This window comes from Actinoplanes sp. 13 (assembly GCF_056134165.1).
Map to the genome: position 1 here is coordinate 201,136 of NZ_JBVYOQ010000012.1, position 16,656 is coordinate 217,791.

Genomic DNA, 16,656 nt, shown 5'->3' on the forward strand with positions numbered 1-16,656 from the left:
CGAACGGTCAGTGGTTCATTACCGAAGGTTGCCAAATCGAGAGTGGTACGTCTGAATGGACCAGTGGGCACACCCGAGGATGAGTTGCCGAACACCCTCGCTCGCGGCCGCATCGGCGCCACCTTCGTCGCCTTTTTCGGTCTCGCGGCCGCCGCCCCGGTGGTCACGCTGGTCACCCTGGTGCCGTCCGCGTTCGCCGGGGGAGCCGGACCGCTGGTCCCGCTCGTGTTCGCCTCGGTGGCCCTGGTCCTGCTGCTCTTCTGTGCCGGGCAGACGGCGATGACGCGGCGGGCGGCGGGTGCCGGTGGGGCGTACCCCCGGATTGCCCGCGGCCTCGGCCGTCCCGCCGGCCTGACCGCCGCCTGGCTCGCGGTGGCCGGCTATCAGGCGATCCAGTTCGGCCTCTACGTCTTCGCCGGTGTCGCCGCCGCTCCGCTGCTGGGCGTCTGGTTCGGCCTCGCTGCGCCGTGGTGGGTGGTGGCCGCGGCGTGCTGGGCCCTGGTCGCGGCGGCCGGCACCATGCGGGTGGAGATCGCGGCCGGGGTGATCGCCCTGTTGACCGTCCTGGGTGCGGCGATCCTCGCCGGTGTCGCCGCCGCGAACGTGGTGGCGCCGTACGCGGATCGGGTCCCCGCCGACGCGATCGCCCCCGACCCGGCCGCGATCGACCGTCCGCTCCTCGGTCTGCTGCTGGCCGCCGCGGTGCTGGCCTTTGCCGGTTTCGAGACCACCGGCGCCTACGCGGAGGAGTCCATCCGTCCCGGCCGGGGCGGTCCCGGGGCGACTCTGATGATCGCTCTGCTGCTGTGTGGCGTCTCCTGGTCGATGATCGTGGCCGCGGGGCCGGCGCTGATCACCGCGGTCGCCGGTGATCGGGGCAGCGAGTTGCTCGTCGACCTGGCGGCCGAGCGGGTCGTGCCGTGGGCGGTCACGCTGGCGCGGGTGGCGCTCTGTCTGGGCGTGCTGGCCGGCCTGCTGGCGCTGCATCACGCCATCGCCCGCCATCTGTACGCGCTGGGCCGCGAGCACGTGCTCCCCGGAGTGCTCGGCCACACCGGCCGCCGCACCGGCGCACCCCGCGCCGCCTCCCTGACCCAGTCGCTGATCGCGGGCGCCGCCGTGGCCGGGGCCGCGCTCGCCGGCGCCGCCCCGGGTGCCGGCACCGCCCGCTGGCTGATCACCGGCGGCGCGCTCAGCATCCTGGTGCTGTTGGCCGGCATGTCGCTGGCGGCGCTGCTGCACCTGAACCGCCGGCCGGGCGACGAGGGCGCCTGGAGCCGCTTCGTCGCGCCCGTGCTGTCCACTGTGTCCCTGGCCGTACTCGCCCTGCTGGCGTTCCGTGATCTGCCCGCGCTGCTGGGTCTGCCGGCCGGCAGCGCCCGGGTGTGGGCGGTGCCGGCCGCTCTGGGGGTGTGCGCGCTGCTGGGGGTGGTGCATGCGGTGCTGCTGCGGGGACTGCGGCCGGTGACCTATGCGGGTATCGGCCTGGGTGGCGTCGCGATGGTGATCACGCCGCGACCCCCGCACGCCGAGCCGGCGTCGCCGGTGCCGCCGGCCGAACCCCGGATCCCGGCGCAGCGCGCACCGGGCCGCCATCGCCCCGAACGAGCCGGCCATCCTCCGGTCGAGTTCAGCCGAAGAACTCCTGGACCTGGATGAGCGTCAGATATCCCTGCTGCTCCAGCTCGCGCGGGATCGACGGCAGTCCTCTCGCGGTGACCGGCACGTCGTCGACGTCCGAGGTCGGCGCCGACGGCTCCGGTGTCGGCGGCAGGTCCGGCAGCGCCATCGCCTCTTTGATCACCTCGAACATGGTCCGCACCTCGGAGCTGGCCCGCCGGGCCAGCTCGTCCGGGCCCGACCCGACCGGCGGCAGCTCGCAGGTGAAGTTCGCCCGCAGCTGGTCGTCGATCCGGCGGATGTCGGCGCTCGGCCGAAGGTGGTCGAGGCGCCCCTCGGTGACGATGCCGAGCTCACATCCGGCGAAGCCGGAACAGTGCCACCACTGCTGCCAGCGCGGGTCCGCGTCGAGGGTCTGTACGGCGTGCTGGAGCGCGACCAGGTAGTACCGAGGGGCCCGGCCGTCCCGAGTTGCCGTCCCCAGCCTGGGGTGGAGCCAGAACTCGTCCATGGTTCGCATGGTGACAGGCAAATCGGCCGCTCGCGGGCATTCCGGGCGCGCGCGTCGGAGTGTCGGCGACTGACCGGGCCGATGGAAATAACCGATAGGCCCGGCGTGGAGGGGTGGAAACTGTCCGATTCACCCACAACATAAGGGGTGAATCAGACACAAGGGGCAAACATGAGAAGATTCTGGGCGGCTGCCACCACGGTCGCGCTCTGCGCGGTCGGCGCCGCGGTCACGGCAGCACAGGCCGACACGCGGGGCGCCGGGCGGACGGCGGCGCCGGCGGCCATCACCTGGGGCCCCTGCACGGACGCGACGCTGAAGGCGCAGCGGGCGGAGTGCGGCTTCGTCAGCGTGCCACTGGACTACCGCAAGCCCGAGGGCACCAAGATCCAGCTGGCCGTCTCGCGGGTGAAGAGCACCGTGCCGGCCGCCAAGCACCAGGGCGTCATCCTGGTCAACCCGGGCGGTCCCGGCGGTCCGGGCCTGAGCATGGCGACGCTCGGCTCGCACGTGCCGAAGGGCGCGGGCGCCGCGTACGACTGGATCGGCTTCGACCCGCGCGGCGTCGGCGCCAGCAAGCCGAAGCTGACCTGCGACAGCGACTACACCGGGTACAACCGCCCGCCGTACGTCCCTACCACCGCCGCGATCGAGAAGGCTTGGCACGCCCGGACCAAGGCCTATGCCGCGGCCTGCGCCAAGGCGGGCGGCGCGCTGCTGGACAACATGCGCACCGAGGACGCGGTCCGGGACATCGACAGCATCCGGCGCGCTCTCGGCGCCGACCGGATCAGCTTCTACGGCTTCTCGTACGGGACCTATCTCGCCCAGGTCTACGCCACCCGCTACCCGGACCGGGTCCGGCGGATGGTGCTCGACGGCGTGGTCGACCCGAGCCGGGTCTGGTACCGCTCGAACCTCGACCAGGACGTCGCGTTCGACCGCAGCATCAAGGTCTACTTCGCGTGGCTCGCCGAGCACGATTCCGTCTACCGCCTGGGCCGCACCGCCCGGGCCGTGGAGCGGCTCTATTACCGGCAGCTCACCGAGCTGGCCGCGAAGCCGGCCGGCGGAGTGATCGGCCCGGCCGAGCTGACCGACATCTTCCTGCAGCCGGGCTACTACATCTTCGGCTGGGAGGCGACCGCTCAGGCCTTCTCCGCGTGGATCAACCGGAAGGACCCGCAACAGCTCAAGCGGCTCTACGACGAGCAGCACCCGCAGAGCGCCGGCTCCGACAACGGGTACGCCGTCTACCTCGCCGTGCAGTGCACCGACGCCGGCTGGCCGTCCGACTGGCGCACCTGGTCGAAGGACAACTGGCGGGTGCACCGCCGGGCGCCGTTCGAGACCTGGGGCAACGCCTGGTACAACGCGCCGTGCCGGCACTGGGCGGGCCGGCCCGGCCGTCCGGTCGCGGTGACCGGGCAGAAGGCGCCGCCGGTCCTGCTGATCAGTGAGACGCTGGACGCCGCCACGCCGTACTCCGGGGCCCTCGAGGTGCGCCGCCGCTTCCCGCTGGCCGCGCTGGTGGAGGGGGTCGGCGGGACCACGCATGCCGGCTCGCTCTTCGGCAACGCGTGCGTCGACGACACGATCGCCGACTACCTGGCGTCCGGCGCGCTGCCGCGGCGCGTCAAGGCGAACCGTTCCGACAAGCAGTGCCCGCCGATCGCCAAGCCCAAGCCGGGCGCGCCGGCCGCCACCCCGGCCGGCCGGCAGACCGGGTCCCTGAGCGACCGTCTCCGCCTGCAGCGGAGCGTGCTGGGCAGCTGACGTCGAAGTCACAGGGTCCGGCGGCCGAAAGCCGCCGGACCCTGGGCTATGATCGGACCCGCGAAGGGGAGTAGCTCCCAATGTCGCGGTCGACATACTGGCCCCGGTCTCCGGGGTCCGGCCGCGCGGCCTTGATCTTCAGGCGAGCGAGACCTTCGACCAGGCAGCATTCATTGCGGCCGGGTCGAGGTCGCCCTGCGTCTCCTCCCGGCCGTGTCGAACCGGGAGACGTTTGTGGAAGGCTTTCTGGCCGCTACGGCCATCAGCTTTGCGGTGATCTTCGTCGCCGAGCTGGGTGACAAGTCCCAGCTCATGGCGATGACCTTCGCCACCCGATACAAGACCTTCCCGGTGCTCATCGGCATCACCGTGGCGACCGCGGTGGTCCACCTGGTCTCCGTCGGCATCGGGTACGGACTCGGCGCCACCATCCCGACCGGCTGGATCTCGCTGATCGCCGGTATCGCCTTCCTCGGCTTCGGCGCCTGGACGCTGCGCGGCGACCGGCTCACCGACGAGGAGAAGAACAAGGCCGAACGGTCCACCGGCTCGGCGATCCTCGCCGTCGGCGGCGCGTTCTTCCTCGCCGAACTCGGCGACAAGACCATGCTCGCCACCATCACGCTGGCCACCCAGCACGGCTGGTTCGGCACCTGGGTCGGCTCCACGATCGGCATGGTCGCCGCCGACGCGCTCGCCATCGTGGTCGGCCGCTACCTCGGCCGGCACCTGCCGGAGCGGGTGATCAAGTACGGCGCCGCCGCGCTCTTCGCTATCTTCGGCATCTGGTTGATCGTCGAGGGCGCCACCCACCTGTGACGAGCCGAAAGCTGCGCGAAGGAGTCGTCGTGACGGAGTCCCGGTCCGAGATGGCCCGGATGCAACTGCTCCGCGGCGAGCCGGCCGCGGCCGCGGAACTGCTCGGCGCGGTGCTCGCCGCGGACCCGGACGACGTGACCGCGCTGGTCCTGATGACCCACGCGCAGCTCGCGCTGAAGAAGCCGGAGCTGGCCGAGGAGACGGCCCGGCGTGCAGTGCGGCACGCCCCGGAGTGGCCGGACGCGCTGGGCGCGCTGAGCCGGGTGCTCACCGCGTTGGACCGGCACGACGAGGCGATCGACACGGCCCGGGCGGCGGTGCTGCGGCAGCCGGACAACGCGTACCGGCACAACCGGCTGGCCTGGGCGCTGCTGGAGGAGGGCCGGCACTCGGTCGAGGCGGAACACGCGGCCCGTGAGGCCGTGCGGCTCGACCCGGACGAGGCCGACTTCCGGATCACGTACGCCATGGTGATGAAGCAGCTCAACCTGATGGACCGGGCTCGGCAGGCGTTGCGCGACGCGCTCAGCCTGGACCCGCAGAACGCGGTGGCCCAGCACGAGCTGGCCGCCCTGGACGTCGTGCACCATCACCCGTTCGCCCTGAACCGGCTGGCCCGCGGCGCGTCCGGGCTGGTCAACGCGTTGCGGGCGGATCCGCGCCAGGAGGCCAGCCGGTTCCTGCTGGACATCGCGCTGCGCCAGTTCCTGGTCTACACCTCGATCATCCTGGTTCTCCTCGCATACGTCGGCTGGCGGTTCGCCGAGGGCTCACCGGCGGCGGCCCGGGTGGTGGCCGCGCTGGCGGCGGTCGCTCCGGCCGCGTACGCCGGCTTCTTCCTCGCCCGGCTGGACCCCGCGCTGCGCGGCTACCTGCGCGATCTGCTGGCGCACGGCCGGCAGCGGATCGCGGCCGTGGCCGCCGGATCCGCTGTCGTCCTGCTGCTGGTCGCGGTGGTGGCCCCGGACGGCTGGCTGTCCGGGCTGCTCGGCTCGGCCACCGCGGCGGGCTTCGCGGTGCGCCTGCTCACCGCGCCGGCCGAGGAGCAGGGCGAATCGGGACGCGGCCTCTCCAGTTACTCGCTCTGGCTGGTCGCCGGTGTGCTGCTCGCGGTCGCCACCGGCCTCGCGGCCACCGACGCCGCCGATCCGGCCTGGCGACCGGCTGCGGTGACGGCCGCCCTGGCCGGCGCCGCGGCGTGCTTGTTCATCGTTTTCCGCCGCCGGCGAGCAAGCAGATGAAAACCCTGTTCTTGTACGGCTGGAGCTTCACCGACCGCATCGATCCTGTCCCCGGCTTCGCCGCTGCCGCGCGCCTTCGTCCCCGTTGCCGCCCACTGCTGCCGCGGGCTTGTTCTCAGTTTTCGCCGGGTGCTGCCGAAGTAGATCGCGTGATCTCCATCCCCGTTCTTCCCGGAGTGGCCCGATGACCGACCTGGCCCAGTCCTCCCGGGCGGCGGCGCCCGTCACCCCCACCGGCTCCGTGACCGCCCCGGCGCGTGCCTTCGGTGACCCCACCGACGCCGGCGTGGCCCGGGCCGCCGCGCTCTTCGAACACCTCCAGCCCGAGCGTGCCGCCGAGATGCTGGCCCCGGTGCTGGCCGCCGACCCGGGCTCGGCAGCCGGGTGGATCCTGATGGCCCGCGTCCGGCTCGCCATGGACCAGGTCGAACCGGCGCTGGACGCGGCGACCCGTGCGGTCGAGCTGGTCCCCGACGACCCGCGCCCGCTCGGCATCGCGAGCCGGGCGCTGACCCTGCTGGGCCGGCACGACGAGGCGATGAGCATGGCGTACCGGGCGGTCGTGGTGGAGCCCAGGAACCCGCTCTGGCACGACCGGGTGGCGTGGGCGCTGCTCGCCGCGGACCGGCAGATCGCCGACGCCGAGCAGGCCGCGCGCACGGCAATCGGGCTGGACCCGAACGAGGCGCACTACTACTTCACGCACGGGGTGGCGCTGGCCGCGCTCGGCCACGTCGACCAGGCCCGGCAGGCGCTGCACACCTCCCTGCGGCTGGAGCCGGGCAACCCGGTCGCCAAACACCGCCTGGACGTGCTGAACGGCGACGCGGTGCCGGTGCCGGAGAAGAAGAAGCGGGGCTGGAAGCTGTTCGGCCGCAAGGAGGAGAACAGGCCGGTCCGGCCCGAGGAGTACCGTCCCTGATCGTGAGCGAACGGCGATCGATCTTCAGCGGCTCGGCCTTCGAGGAGCGGTTCGGCTATGCCCGGGCGGTGGTCGACGGCGACCGGGTGTACGTCTCCGGCACGACCGGTTTCGACTACGCCACCATGACCATCTCCCCGGACGTGACCGAGCAGGCCGAGCGCTGCCTGCAGAACATCGAGGCGGCGCTGGCCGAGGCGGGCGGATCGATCGCCGACGTCGTGCGCGTGCGTTACCTGCTGCCCGACCCGGCCGACTTCGAGCTGTGCGCGCCGGTCCTGCACCGCTGGTTCGGGCCGGTGCGGCCGGCCGCGACCATGATGGTGTGCGGCCTGCTCGACCCGCGGATGAAGATCGAGATAGAGGTCGACGCTCGCCTCGGACGGTGAAAAGGCGGACGTTTACAAACGGTCATATGGCTTCACAAGTAATAATTCGGGGTATGCGATCGTGTTTGTCCGCTGCCCTGCTGGCCATCCTGGCCGTGGTGGCTCCCGCACCGGTACAGGCGAGCGGTCCCATCTCGGACCCACAGGCCACCCCGAAACCGGTGACGATCGCCCGGTACGGCTTCAACGGGCGATCCAGCTTGATCATCGACGAGTCCGGTCACGGGCACACCCTGCGGATCCTGTCCTTCCACGGCGGCCGGGTCCGCCCGGTGGTGCACGGGCCCGGCACGGCGCTCGCCTTCCCCGGCAGATGCACCGCCCAGGTCTGCCCGCACGTGGTGCTGCAGAGCCGGAACTCCGCCGACCTCAACCCCGGCACCCGCGACATCGCCTTCGGCGCCGACGTGCTGCTCCCGCCGGGACAGACCAGCCAAGGACAGAACGTCCTGCAGAAGGGCTACTCGCGAACCAGCAGCCAGTACAAGCTCCAGATCGACGGCGCGGCGGGCCGGCCCAGCTGCGTGCTGGTCGACGAGCGGCGGCCCACCATCCGGATCGCCCGCAGCTCGGTCACCACCGCGGACGGGCGCTGGCACCGGATCCACTGCCGGCGGACCGGCGCCGTGCTGCAGATCTACGTCGACGACGTGCTGCGCGGGCGCACCGCCCTGCCACCCGGGCTGTCGGTCCGGAACAACCAGCCGCTGAGCATCGGGGCGAAGGGCGCCTATCGCGACAACGACCAGTTCAACGGCGTACTCGACAACGTCTGGGTCCAGATGGGTTAGGAGCTCAGCGCTGCGAGCAGGGCGCCGTCGGGGGTGTCGCCGGAGAGTTCCCAGGCGAAGAGGCCGCCGAGCGAGCGGCTGCGGGCGAAAGCGACCTTCGCGGCGATCGTCTCCGGGGTGTCGTAGGACCACCACTGGGTGCCGCAGCGGGCATACGCCGTCCCGCCCACCGTGCCGGTCGGCGGGCAGCGGGTAGCCAGCACGCGGTAATCCTCGATGCCCCTGCCGTGCCGGCCGGGCGCCGGCCCGGTGGCGGTGGCGCCCGGCTCCGGCCCGGTGACCCCGGTCCAGCCGCGTCCGTAGAAGCCGATGCCCAGCAGCAGCTTCTCGGCCGGCACGCCGAGCGCCAGCAACTCGCCGACGGTCGCCTCGGTCGTCGCGGTCTCGCGCGGGATCCCGGGGTAGGCGCTCAGCGCGGAATGCGGCGCCGTCCGGCGCTCGCCGGCCGTGACGCTCGCCCCGAAGTAGTCGTACGTCATGGCGCCCAGCCAGTTCGCGTGCCGCGCCGCCCCGGCGTAGTCGGCGGCCCGCAGCTTGGTGACGTCACCCGGCACCGCCGTGCTGATCAAAGCGTCCGGGCCGAGTGCGGTCCGCAGCGCGCCGAGCATCCGGGTCAACGCGTCCGGCCCGCTGGTGTCGCAGGCCAGACCGCAGGCGTTCGGGTACTCCCAGTCGATGTCGATGCCGTCGAAGAGACCGGCCCAGCGCGGATCGTGCAGCAGTGTCCGGCACGACTCGGCGAACCGCTCCGGATCCTCGGCCGCCGCGGTGAACCCGGCCGAGCCCGTCCAGCCACCGAACGACCAGAGCAGCTTGAGGTGCGGATGAGCGGCCTTCAGCTTGCGCAGCTGACCGAAGTTGCCGCGCAACGGGTCGGCCGGCCGGTCCCCGACACCGTCCACACTGTCGGCCGCCTTGACCGGCCTTCGGTGCGCCGCCCAGCCGTCGCCTTCCGCGCACCGGCCACCGGTTACCTTGCCGAACGCGTACTTCAGGTGGGTGAGGCGTCCCGCGGCCCCGCTGTCCCGCAGGTTCTTCACCCGGTAACCGCGGCCGTAGACACCCCACTCGGTGAAGTAGCCGGCCACCACCCGGGCCGGCTCAGGCTCCGGTTCCGGTGGAGCCGGGCGGGGCCCGGAGTTGCACGAGGCGAGGAACGCCGCAAGGACGAGGAGGATCAGAGCCGACCGGGAACGCACCGGCACGAAGGTAACCGCTCGACCCCGGCGGCGGCTCGTCGTTCCCTCGTACGGGTGTGACCTGCACCGTGTCCTTGGTGACTCACCCGGGACGCCGCGATCAGCCTGTGCCATCGTCATGGCGTGGCCATCAGTCCGCAGATGCCGCCGGTCCGGGACCCGCACGTTCTCCACCGGCGTGCCGAGCTGCGCGCCCTGTTCGCCTGGCGCCGGGTCCTCAACCGGATGCGAGCGGTCCTGCGCAGCGCGCTGACCACCTTCGTGGTGCTCACCCTCACGCTGTGGCTGATGCCCGGCGTCGCCGCCAAGGACCTGGCCGATGTGCTGGGCCTGGTCGTGCTGGTCGCCGTGGTCGGTGCCGTGCTCCGCCCGCTGCTGCTGCTCGGGATCACCGCCCTCGGCGGCTGGGGCGCGATGCTGCTCGGCGTGGTCGCCCAGGTGGTGGTCATGGTGGTGGCCCTCGAGCTGGATCCGGCCGAGCAGATCAGCGGACTGCCCACGATTCTGGCCGCCGCGATCCTGGCCGTCGTGGTCGCCGCGCTGCTGGACTGGATGGCCGACAGCGGCAGCGACGACACGTTCGTCCGGGAAGCGCGCCGGCTGATGCGGGGCGTCCGCCGCCGGGCGTCCCGGCGGGCCGGCGGCCCGCTGCTGAGCCTGCGCCGGCCCCGCCGCGGTGCCCGCCCCGGCCTGCTCATCGTGCAGCTGGACGGGGTGGCCGAGCCGGTGCTGCGCTGGGCGGTCCGGGCCGGCAACCTGCCGACGCTCGGGCACTGGCTGCGCACCGGCAGCCACACCGTCAAGGCGTGGCACACCGGCCTGCCGTCGACCACCCCCGCCTCGCAGGCCGGCATCCTGCACGGTGCCACCCGGCAGATCCCCGCCTTCCGGTGGTACGAGAAAGAGACCGGCAAGGTGATGGTCTCCAACCGCCCACGCGACGCCGCGATCATCGAGAAGCGGCTCAGCGACGGCAACGGACTGCTCCGCGACGGCGGCGTGAGCATCAGCAACGCGTTCAGCGGGGATGCCACGACCAACCTGCTCACGGTCAGCCACGCCGCCCTGCCCGGCCGGTCGGCCCGGGGCTGGGCCGCGTTCATGGCCTCGCCGTACGGCTTCACCCGGGCACTGGTGCTCGGCGTCGCCGAGGTCCTCACCGAGCTGCACCAGGCCCGCCTCCAGCGCCGGCGCAATCTTCAGCCCCGGGTCAGCCGCTCCGGCGCGTTCCTCGCCCTGCGTCCGGCCGCCATGCTGCTGCGCGACGTCAACGTCTCGCTGATGGCCGAGCAGATGGCCCGCGGCGTCCCGGCGATCTACTGCGACCTGGTCGACTACGACGAGGTCGCCCACCACGCCGGTCCGGCCCGCCCGGAGTCGATGCGCCAGCTGGAGAGCCTGGACCGGATGCTCGGCGTGCTGGAACGGCTCGCTCCTGAGGCCGCCCGCCACTACCACCTGGTGGTGCTCTCCGACCACGGGCAGAGCCAGGGTGCGACCTTCCGCCAGCGGTACGGCGAAACCCTCGACGAGGTGGTCGACCGGCTCGCCGGACCGGACTGGGTGGCCGGTCCGCACCTGCCCGCCGAGGAGGAGGGGCAGAAGGAACCGGAGAACACTGTCCCGTCGAACGCCCCGCTGATCGTGGTCTCCTCGGGCAACCTGTCGATGCTCTATCTGACCCGCTTCCCGCACCGGCTGAGCCGGACCGAGATCGAGGAGGCGTACCCGAAACTGATCAGCGGGCTGGCCGCGCACCCGGGGATCGGCCTGGTCGTGGTCAAGGACGACGACGGCCCGGTCGTGTACGGGTCGGGCGGCTCGCAGCGGTTGCGCGACGGTGCGGTGACCGGTGTCGACCCGCTCCGGCCGTACGGCCCCCGCGCCCGCCGGGACCTGCTGCGTCACCAACTCTTCGCGCACGTCGGAGACCTGGTGCTGATCAGTGCGGTCGATCCGGTGACCAGTGAGGTCTCGGCGTTCGAGGAACTGGTCGGCTCGCACGGCGGCCTGGGCGGCTGGCAGACCGACGCGGTGCTGGTCCACCCGGCGGGCTGGCCGGTCGCCGACGAGCTGGACGGCCCGGACGCCGTGCACCGGCAGCTGCTGGACTGGCTGATCATGCTGGGACTGCGCGAACCGGAACCGGCGCCGATCACGGCCGGTGACCCGGTGCGAGTCCAAGATGCCGAACCGGCCCGGACGGCGCGACTTTCGCCGAGCCGCGAGGGTTAAGGCAATGTGCGTTTCCTTCACCTGGCCGGAAAGCTCCTCCTGACCGTTCTGCCGCTCCTTTTCGGCACAGTTCTTCTCAGCACAGCTGCCCCGGCACAGGCCGTCGGCACCGGGGTCCGGGCCGGGCCCACCTTCAACGGCACTGTCTACGCGATCGCCTACCGCGGAAGCACCGTCTACGTCGGTGGCTCATTCACCCGGGCGACCTGGGCCGGGCGCACCTACGAGCGGCAGCGGCTGGCGGCGTTCGACGCGCGTACCGGCGTTCTGCTGAGCTGGGCGCCGGCCACGGACAGCACGGTGCGCGCGCTGGCCAGCGCGGGCGACAGCGTCTACGCCGCCGGGTACTTCCACTCCGTCGGCGGCCGGAAACGCGACTCGATCGCCCGGCTCCACCCGGAGACCGGCGCACTGCGCTCATTCACCCACGACATCGACGGCACCCCGTACGCCCTGGCCGCCGGCGGCGGGCGCCTCTACCTGGGCGGCAGCTTCACCGCGGTGGACGGCGTCAAGCGCCGCAACCTGGCTGCGTTCTCGCTGACCACCGGCCGGCTGGACCGCGCCTGGAAGGCGAACGCCGACGACCGGGTGCACACTCTCGCGATCGCCGGGTCCCGGCTCTTCCTCGGCGGTGCCTTCCACAAGGTCAACGGGGTGAGCAGCACGCTGCGCCTGGCCGCGGTCAGCGGCCGCACCGGCGCCCTGGACCGCTATTTCCGTCCCACGGTGACCGCCGAGGTCAACGCCGTCGCGGTGGACGGCACCGGCGTCTACGTGGCCACCGGCGGGCAGGGCGGGCGTGCGGTCGCGTACGCCCTGAACGGCACGATGCGGTGGCAGCGGGTGTTCGACGGGGACGCGGTCGCGATCACCACGCTGAACGGCATCACCTACGTCGGCGGGCACTTCGACCGGGCCTGCCTGACTCCGCGCAACGGGCCGCAGGGCGCCTGCATGGACGGCTCGGTGCCGCGGGTGAAGCTGGCTGCGATGACCGGCAGGGGCCTGCTGACCAGTTGGGCTCCGCAGGCCAACGGCGTGATCGGTGTACGCGTGCTGGCCGCCAACCGGTCCGCCGGCACCATCGACGCCGGCGGCGACTTCACCACCATCGCCGGCCAAGTCCGCCCACGGTTCGCTGTGCTTGCCGGCGTCGCCTCCGGCTCGCTGGCATTGCGCCCCTGAGGGTCGACGGCGAGGGCACCGAAAACGACGTCGCTTCGCTGGCCGTTCTCGGTGCCCTCGCCGTCGACGGGCGCAATGCGACTCTGGTTGCGCGGAGCGGGTTGCTCAGGTGAGTTTGCGGCGGGTGAGGAACTCGCTGATCGCCCAGTAGCGGGTGGGGGCGAGGCGGGTCAGCCAGTCGCCGGCCTTCGCCTCGGGGGTGATCAGCAACCGCGGGCGGCGCGCCTGGATCGCCGCGACGATCTGCCGGGCGGCCTGCTCCGGCGGCATCCGCAGCGCGCGCTCGGCGAACCGGCGCGCCTGCGCGGCCTGCTCACCGGTGGGATCGAGGCCGCTGACCCGGGCGCCGGCCGCGATGTTGGTCCGGATTCCGCCCGGATGCACCACGGTGACCCCGACACCGCGCGGCGCCAGCTCGTGCCGCAGCGCCTCGGTGAAGCCGCGCACCGCGTATTTGCTCGTCGCGTACGCCACCTGACCGGCCGGCGCCAGCAGGCCGAACAGGCTGGACATGTTCACCACGTGCGAGCCCGGCCGGTCCAGCAGCTGCGGCAGGAACGCCTTCGTCGTCCGGATCACCGCGTGCAGGTTGATCTCCAGCAGCCAGTCGATGTCGGCCTGACTGTTCTGCTCGAACGTCCCGGTCAGCGTCACGCCGGCATTGTTGATCAGAAGATCGGCGCCGCCATGGCGGCCCAGCACCTCAGCGGCCAGGTCCGTCCGGTCGCCACCATCGCTGAGATCGCAGTGGTACGGGTGAACGCCGGCTGCACCGAGCTGTCGCGCCATCCCGGCGACCTGTTCCAGCCCGTCCGCGTCCCGGTCCACGAGCGCCAGGTTCGCCCGCCGCCGTGCCAGGTCGAGGGCCAGGGCCGCGCCGATCCCGCTCGCTGCTCCGGTGAGCACGCAGGTACGCCCCGCGAACGCGAACCTCTGCATCACACGCGCCTTCCTGCCGGGCTCGGCGTCAATGCAAGGCAGCCGGGGGATCTGTCCGGGAGTGATCAGGTGGCTCGATCGGCAGCGGGGGCTCGGCGGCCGCTTCCGCGGCTCGTGCCCGGCGCCGGCGCACGTGTCGCACGTGCAGGGTCACGTAGATCGCGACGGCGACGGCCACCAGCCCGATCGCGATCCAGCTGTACTTGTGGGCGTACCCCATGATCACCACGAGGTTGGAGCCGAACCAGTACGCGACCGTGCACCACCAGCCCACCCAGAGGGCGGCGCCGATGGCGTTGTAGAGAAGGAACGCCTTCCACGGCATCCGGGTGATCCCGGCGATGACACCGTTGAGCTGTCGGAGCCCGTCGATGAACCGGGCCACCACGATGATCGAGTTGCCGCGACGGGCGAAGAACTGCTCGGCGCGTTCGAGCCGCTCAGGGGTCACGAATATGTACTTGCCCCACCGATGGACGGCCTTACGGCCACCGCGCAGGCCGATCCAGTAACCGATGTTGTCGCCGACCACCGCGGTCACGAACGACACGATGGCGACGATGTAGATGTTCAGCCGCCCGTAGCCGGCGTAGATCGAGGCCGCCACCATGATCGTCTGGCCCGGCGCGGGGACGCCGAAGCTCTCCACGCCGATCACTCCACCGATCGCCAGATAGCCCCAACGGTCGAGAATCGGGGCGACACTCTCCAGGATTCCGGGGAGGGAGGCTGTAGGTGACATCCGCTACACGGTAGCGCCAGCCGGGAGCGAGCCCACACCGACCTGTTCCGGAAGAGTGATCGGACCTTTTCTGATCAGGCGAAGTGCGGCTTTTGATGGCAGTCGGCGCTGTCCCGGCGGATCTGAACGCCCACGGACAAAGCGCGGCGGCGCCGGACCGTGTGGTCCGGCGCCGCCGCTTGGGGAGGCTTTGTCAGAGCGCGTCGGCCGCCAGCTGACCGCGCAGCTTGGTCAGCGCCTTGGTGAGCAGCCGGGAGACGTGCATCTGCGAGATGCCGATCTGGTCCGCGATCTGCGACTGGGTCAGGTTGCCGTAGAAGCGCAGCGTCAAGATCTTCTGCTCGCGCTCGTCCAGCGTGGCGAGCGCGGGGCCCAGAGCCACGCGGGTCTCGGCGATCTCGTACTCGTAGTCCTCGCCGCCGAGGGTGTCGCCGAGCTCGGTGGTGCCGTCGGCGCTGATCGGCGTGCTGAGGCTGGTCGCGTTGTAGGCGCGGGCGCCTTCCAGGCCCTCGAGCACGTCCTCCTCGCTGATGCCGAGGTGGGCGGCGATGTCCGGGACTGTCGGGCTGCGGCCGAGCGAGTGGGTCAGCGTGCTGTTGGCCTCGGTGATCGCGAGACGCAGCTCCTGCAGGCGGCGCGGGACCCGGACGGACCAGGTGCGGTCGCGGAAGTGCCGCTTGATCTCGCCGATGATGGTCGGGATCGCGTAGCCGGCGAAGTCGACGCCGCGCTCGGGGTCGAACTTGTCGACCGCTTTGATGAGGCCGACGGTGGCGGTCTGGATCAGGTCGTCGGTGGGTTCACCGCGACCGGAGTAACGGTGGGCGAGGTGGCGCGCCAGCGGCAGCCAGGCCTCGATCGCCCGGTCCCGCAGCGCAGCCCGTGAGGGGTGGCCGGCAGGCATGGCGGCCATCGCGCTGAGCAGCTCGGCCGCGCTGTCGGCCGGAGCCTGGGCGCTGGCGGCTGTCGACGGCGACACCGCGGTCGAAGTCTCAGTGACGGTCATGTCGTGGTCCTCCCTGACACCTTTCCGGAGAGCCGGTCCCGCGATGGGGACCCGGGTCGGTCGGGCGTTGATTTCCATGGGCAGCGGAAACAAACCGCAGTCCAGGCACACTTGGCCGTTCGGTTACGGAGACTCTATCCGACAGGTCCAGAGAAGACTAGCCGAAAGTATGAGTCATTTATGTAACCAAACCAGGGCGAATAGGGTAACCGCGTCGACTTTGTTCTTCTTCATTCCCCCGATCGGCGCGATCAGGCCTCCATTGCACCCCTAAATGGGGGTAGCCGTCCGGCCGGTGGGCAGAACTGGACGGACCAGTGCTTAATGCCGATGCGCGTGGAAGATGGACGGATGACCGCGTTGCCCGTCTCGGCTCCGCACGTCGGCGCCGTCGAGCTGCATCGCTGGGCGCTCGACGACTTCCGCGGCCTGCGGACGCTGCGGGCCGCGTTGCGCGAGGCGCTCGCCGGGATGGATACGAACGAGATGGAACGGATCGCGGTCGTCGCCACGGAACTGGCCACCAATGCCCTGCGGTACGGCCGGCCACCGACCGAGGTCCGGCTGATGTCTGTCGGTGATCGGTTCGTGATCGACGTAGCGGACCGGGGGATGGGCGCGGAGCCCTCGTTCGATCTGGACCGGCCGCTCGGGCGAGGAGGGCTCGGGTTGGTGCTGGCGTCGCACTTCGCACTCGACGTGGGTTGGTACAGGACGGCCGACGCCAAGCATGTGTGGGCCAGCTTCCCGGGGTGAGCGGCTCTCCGGCGATCCTCGCCTGCACTCTCTTCCACTGTTCCTTCCTTACCTACGCGTTCCTCCCTACCGCTCGCCTCCTCCTCCTCCTCCTCCTCCTCCTCCTCCTGCTGCTGCTGCGTCCTCCTGGACGCCCCGTCTCCCGCGGCGGGCCGCCCGGCTCGACCGGTACCGGGCCGCTGCCTCGGAAATGCAATTCCTGCTCACCAATCGCGCCTGAACTCAGCGTTCACAGCAGCCACGGCGAAGAGTGGGGGCCGATTTGGCGCTCCGCGGAGGAAGGGGTAAAGTTTTGCGAGCCGGCAGGGAAACGGGCGAGCTCGCGGAGAGATCCGCAGCGGCCGTCCTGCCAAACCCCGAAGACCGAGTGCGACGACTCGTCGCGTACTCTTCTGCGGGTCCGAGCGGTTCAGGCCCCCTGATTTGGTGGGACGGAATGGCGAGGGTAATGTAGAGCGAGTGCCCCGGAGGGCGGGCCGCGGAAGCGGGTCGTGTGATGGTGTGTGGTTGTTCTTTGAGAAC

At 71.5% G+C, this 16,656-nt stretch carries 15 protein-coding genes; 10 read left to right on the top strand and 5 right to left on the bottom strand.

Features of this window, described 5'->3' with window-relative positions:
- Positions 1-63 precede the first annotated feature (63 nt).
- On the top strand, positions 64-1,659 hold the full coding sequence (locus AC0NH5_RS23825; protein WP_474407570.1) for an APC family permease: 1,596 nt from the start codon (positions 64-66) through the stop codon (positions 1,657-1,659).
- Here the strand turns inward: AC0NH5_RS23825 and AC0NH5_RS23830 are convergent.
- Positions 1,631-2,131, bottom strand: coding sequence for a hypothetical protein (locus AC0NH5_RS23830; RefSeq protein ID WP_474407572.1), 501 nt, complete (start codon positions 2,129-2,131; stop codon positions 1,631-1,633). The genes AC0NH5_RS23825 and AC0NH5_RS23830 overlap by 29 nt on opposite strands.
- A 171-nt stretch (positions 2,132-2,302) precedes the next feature.
- Here AC0NH5_RS23830 and AC0NH5_RS23835 point away from each other — a divergent pair, with 171 nt between their 5' ends.
- From AC0NH5_RS23835 to AC0NH5_RS23860, 6 genes are all read left to right on the top strand, one after another.
- Positions 2,303-3,907: an alpha/beta hydrolase gene (locus AC0NH5_RS23835; protein ID WP_474407573.1), complete on the top strand. Its 1,605-nt coding sequence runs from the start codon at positions 2,303-2,305 to the stop codon at positions 3,905-3,907.
- A gap of 234 nt (positions 3,908-4,141) precedes the next feature.
- The gene (locus AC0NH5_RS23840; protein ID WP_474407575.1) at positions 4,142-4,726 is read left to right on the top strand and encodes a TMEM165/GDT1 family protein; all 585 of its coding nucleotides are present in this window, start codon (positions 4,142-4,144) and stop codon (positions 4,724-4,726) included.
- Between the two features lie 29 nt (positions 4,727-4,755).
- Positions 4,756-5,967, top strand: a complete 1,212-nt coding sequence (locus AC0NH5_RS23845; RefSeq protein WP_474407577.1) for a tetratricopeptide repeat protein — start codon at positions 4,756-4,758, stop codon at positions 5,965-5,967.
- A gap of 184 nt (positions 5,968-6,151) precedes the next feature.
- The gene (locus AC0NH5_RS23850) at positions 6,152-6,889 is read left to right on the top strand and encodes a tetratricopeptide repeat protein (protein ID WP_474407580.1); all 738 of its coding nucleotides are present in this window, start codon (positions 6,152-6,154) and stop codon (positions 6,887-6,889) included.
- A 2-nt stretch (positions 6,890-6,891) separates the two neighbouring features.
- Positions 6,892-7,278, top strand: coding sequence for a RidA family protein (locus tag AC0NH5_RS23855; RefSeq protein ID WP_474407582.1), 387 nt, complete (start codon positions 6,892-6,894; stop codon positions 7,276-7,278).
- 65 nt (positions 7,279-7,343) lie between these two features.
- Positions 7,344-8,069, top strand: coding sequence for a LamG-like jellyroll fold domain-containing protein (locus tag AC0NH5_RS23860; RefSeq protein WP_474407584.1), 726 nt, complete (start codon positions 7,344-7,346; stop codon positions 8,067-8,069).
- Here AC0NH5_RS23860 and AC0NH5_RS23865 read toward each other — a convergent pair.
- Positions 8,066-9,268, bottom strand: coding sequence for a glycoside hydrolase family 18 protein (locus tag AC0NH5_RS23865; protein WP_474407586.1), 1,203 nt, complete (start codon positions 9,266-9,268; stop codon positions 8,066-8,068). The genes AC0NH5_RS23860 and AC0NH5_RS23865 overlap by 4 nt on opposite strands.
- Before the next feature lie 141 nt (positions 9,269-9,409).
- On the opposite strand from AC0NH5_RS23865, the gene AC0NH5_RS23870 reads away from it, so the two are divergent.
- Both AC0NH5_RS23870 and AC0NH5_RS23875 read left to right on the top strand, forming a co-directional pair.
- Positions 9,410-11,503: an alkaline phosphatase family protein gene (locus AC0NH5_RS23870; RefSeq protein ID WP_474407624.1), complete on the top strand. Its 2,094-nt coding sequence runs from the start codon at positions 9,410-9,412 to the stop codon at positions 11,501-11,503.
- A 6-nt stretch (positions 11,504-11,509) separates the two neighbouring features.
- Positions 11,510-12,691 (top strand): PQQ-binding-like beta-propeller repeat protein, encoded by a 1,182-nt coding sequence (locus AC0NH5_RS23875; RefSeq protein ID WP_474407589.1) that lies wholly within the window; start codon positions 11,510-11,512, stop codon positions 12,689-12,691.
- 105 nt (positions 12,692-12,796) lie between these two features.
- Here AC0NH5_RS23875 and AC0NH5_RS23880 read toward each other — a convergent pair whose 3' ends face one another.
- The 3 genes from AC0NH5_RS23880 to AC0NH5_RS23890 all read right to left on the bottom strand — a co-directional run bounded on the left by AC0NH5_RS23880 (position 12,797) and on the right by AC0NH5_RS23890 (position 15,378).
- Positions 12,797-13,630: an SDR family NAD(P)-dependent oxidoreductase gene (locus AC0NH5_RS23880; protein WP_474407592.1), complete on the bottom strand. Its 834-nt coding sequence runs from the start codon at positions 13,628-13,630 to the stop codon at positions 12,797-12,799.
- 28 nt (positions 13,631-13,658) lie between these two features.
- Positions 13,659-14,372: a DedA family protein gene (locus AC0NH5_RS23885; protein WP_474407594.1), complete on the bottom strand. Its 714-nt coding sequence runs from the start codon at positions 14,370-14,372 to the stop codon at positions 13,659-13,661.
- A gap of 193 nt (positions 14,373-14,565) precedes the next feature.
- A complete protein-coding gene (locus tag AC0NH5_RS23890) occupies positions 14,566-15,378 on the bottom strand; it encodes an RNA polymerase sigma factor SigF (RefSeq protein ID WP_474407596.1) in 813 nt (270 codons plus the stop codon).
- 351 nt (positions 15,379-15,729) lie between these two features.
- On the opposite strand from AC0NH5_RS23890, the gene AC0NH5_RS23895 reads away from it, so the two are divergent.
- Complete coding sequence (locus AC0NH5_RS23895) at positions 15,730-16,134, top strand: ATP-binding protein (RefSeq protein ID WP_474407598.1); 405 nt, start codon at positions 15,730-15,732, stop codon at positions 16,132-16,134.
- Positions 16,135-16,656: the final 522 nt, after the last annotated feature.

Excerpts from the sequence above, each read along its gene's own strand:
- AC0NH5_RS23830 (WP_474407572.1), bottom strand. The coding sequence starts at position 2,131 with ATGGACGAGTTCTGGCTCCACCCCAGGCTGGGGACGGCAACTCGGGAC.
- AC0NH5_RS23835 (WP_474407573.1), top strand. The coding sequence starts at position 2,303 with ATGAGAAGATTCTGGGCGGCTGCCACCACGGTCGCGCTCTGCGCGGTC.
- AC0NH5_RS23850 (WP_474407580.1), top strand. The coding sequence starts at position 6,152 with ATGACCGACCTGGCCCAGTCCTCCCGGGCGGCGGCGCCCGTCACCCCC.
- AC0NH5_RS23870 (WP_474407624.1), top strand. The coding sequence starts at position 9,410 with ATGCCGCCGGTCCGGGACCCGCACGTTCTCCACCGGCGTGCCGAGCTG.
- AC0NH5_RS23880 (WP_474407592.1), bottom strand. The coding sequence starts at position 13,630 with ATGCAGAGGTTCGCGTTCGCGGGGCGTACCTGCGTGCTCACCGGAGCA.
- AC0NH5_RS23885 (WP_474407594.1), bottom strand. The coding sequence starts at position 14,372 with ATGTCACCTACAGCCTCCCTCCCCGGAATCCTGGAGAGTGTCGCCCCG.
- AC0NH5_RS23890 (WP_474407596.1), bottom strand. The coding sequence starts at position 15,378 with ATGACCGTCACTGAGACTTCGACCGCGGTGTCGCCGTCGACAGCCGCC.
- AC0NH5_RS23895 (WP_474407598.1), top strand. The coding sequence starts at position 15,730 with ATGACCGCGTTGCCCGTCTCGGCTCCGCACGTCGGCGCCGTCGAGCTG.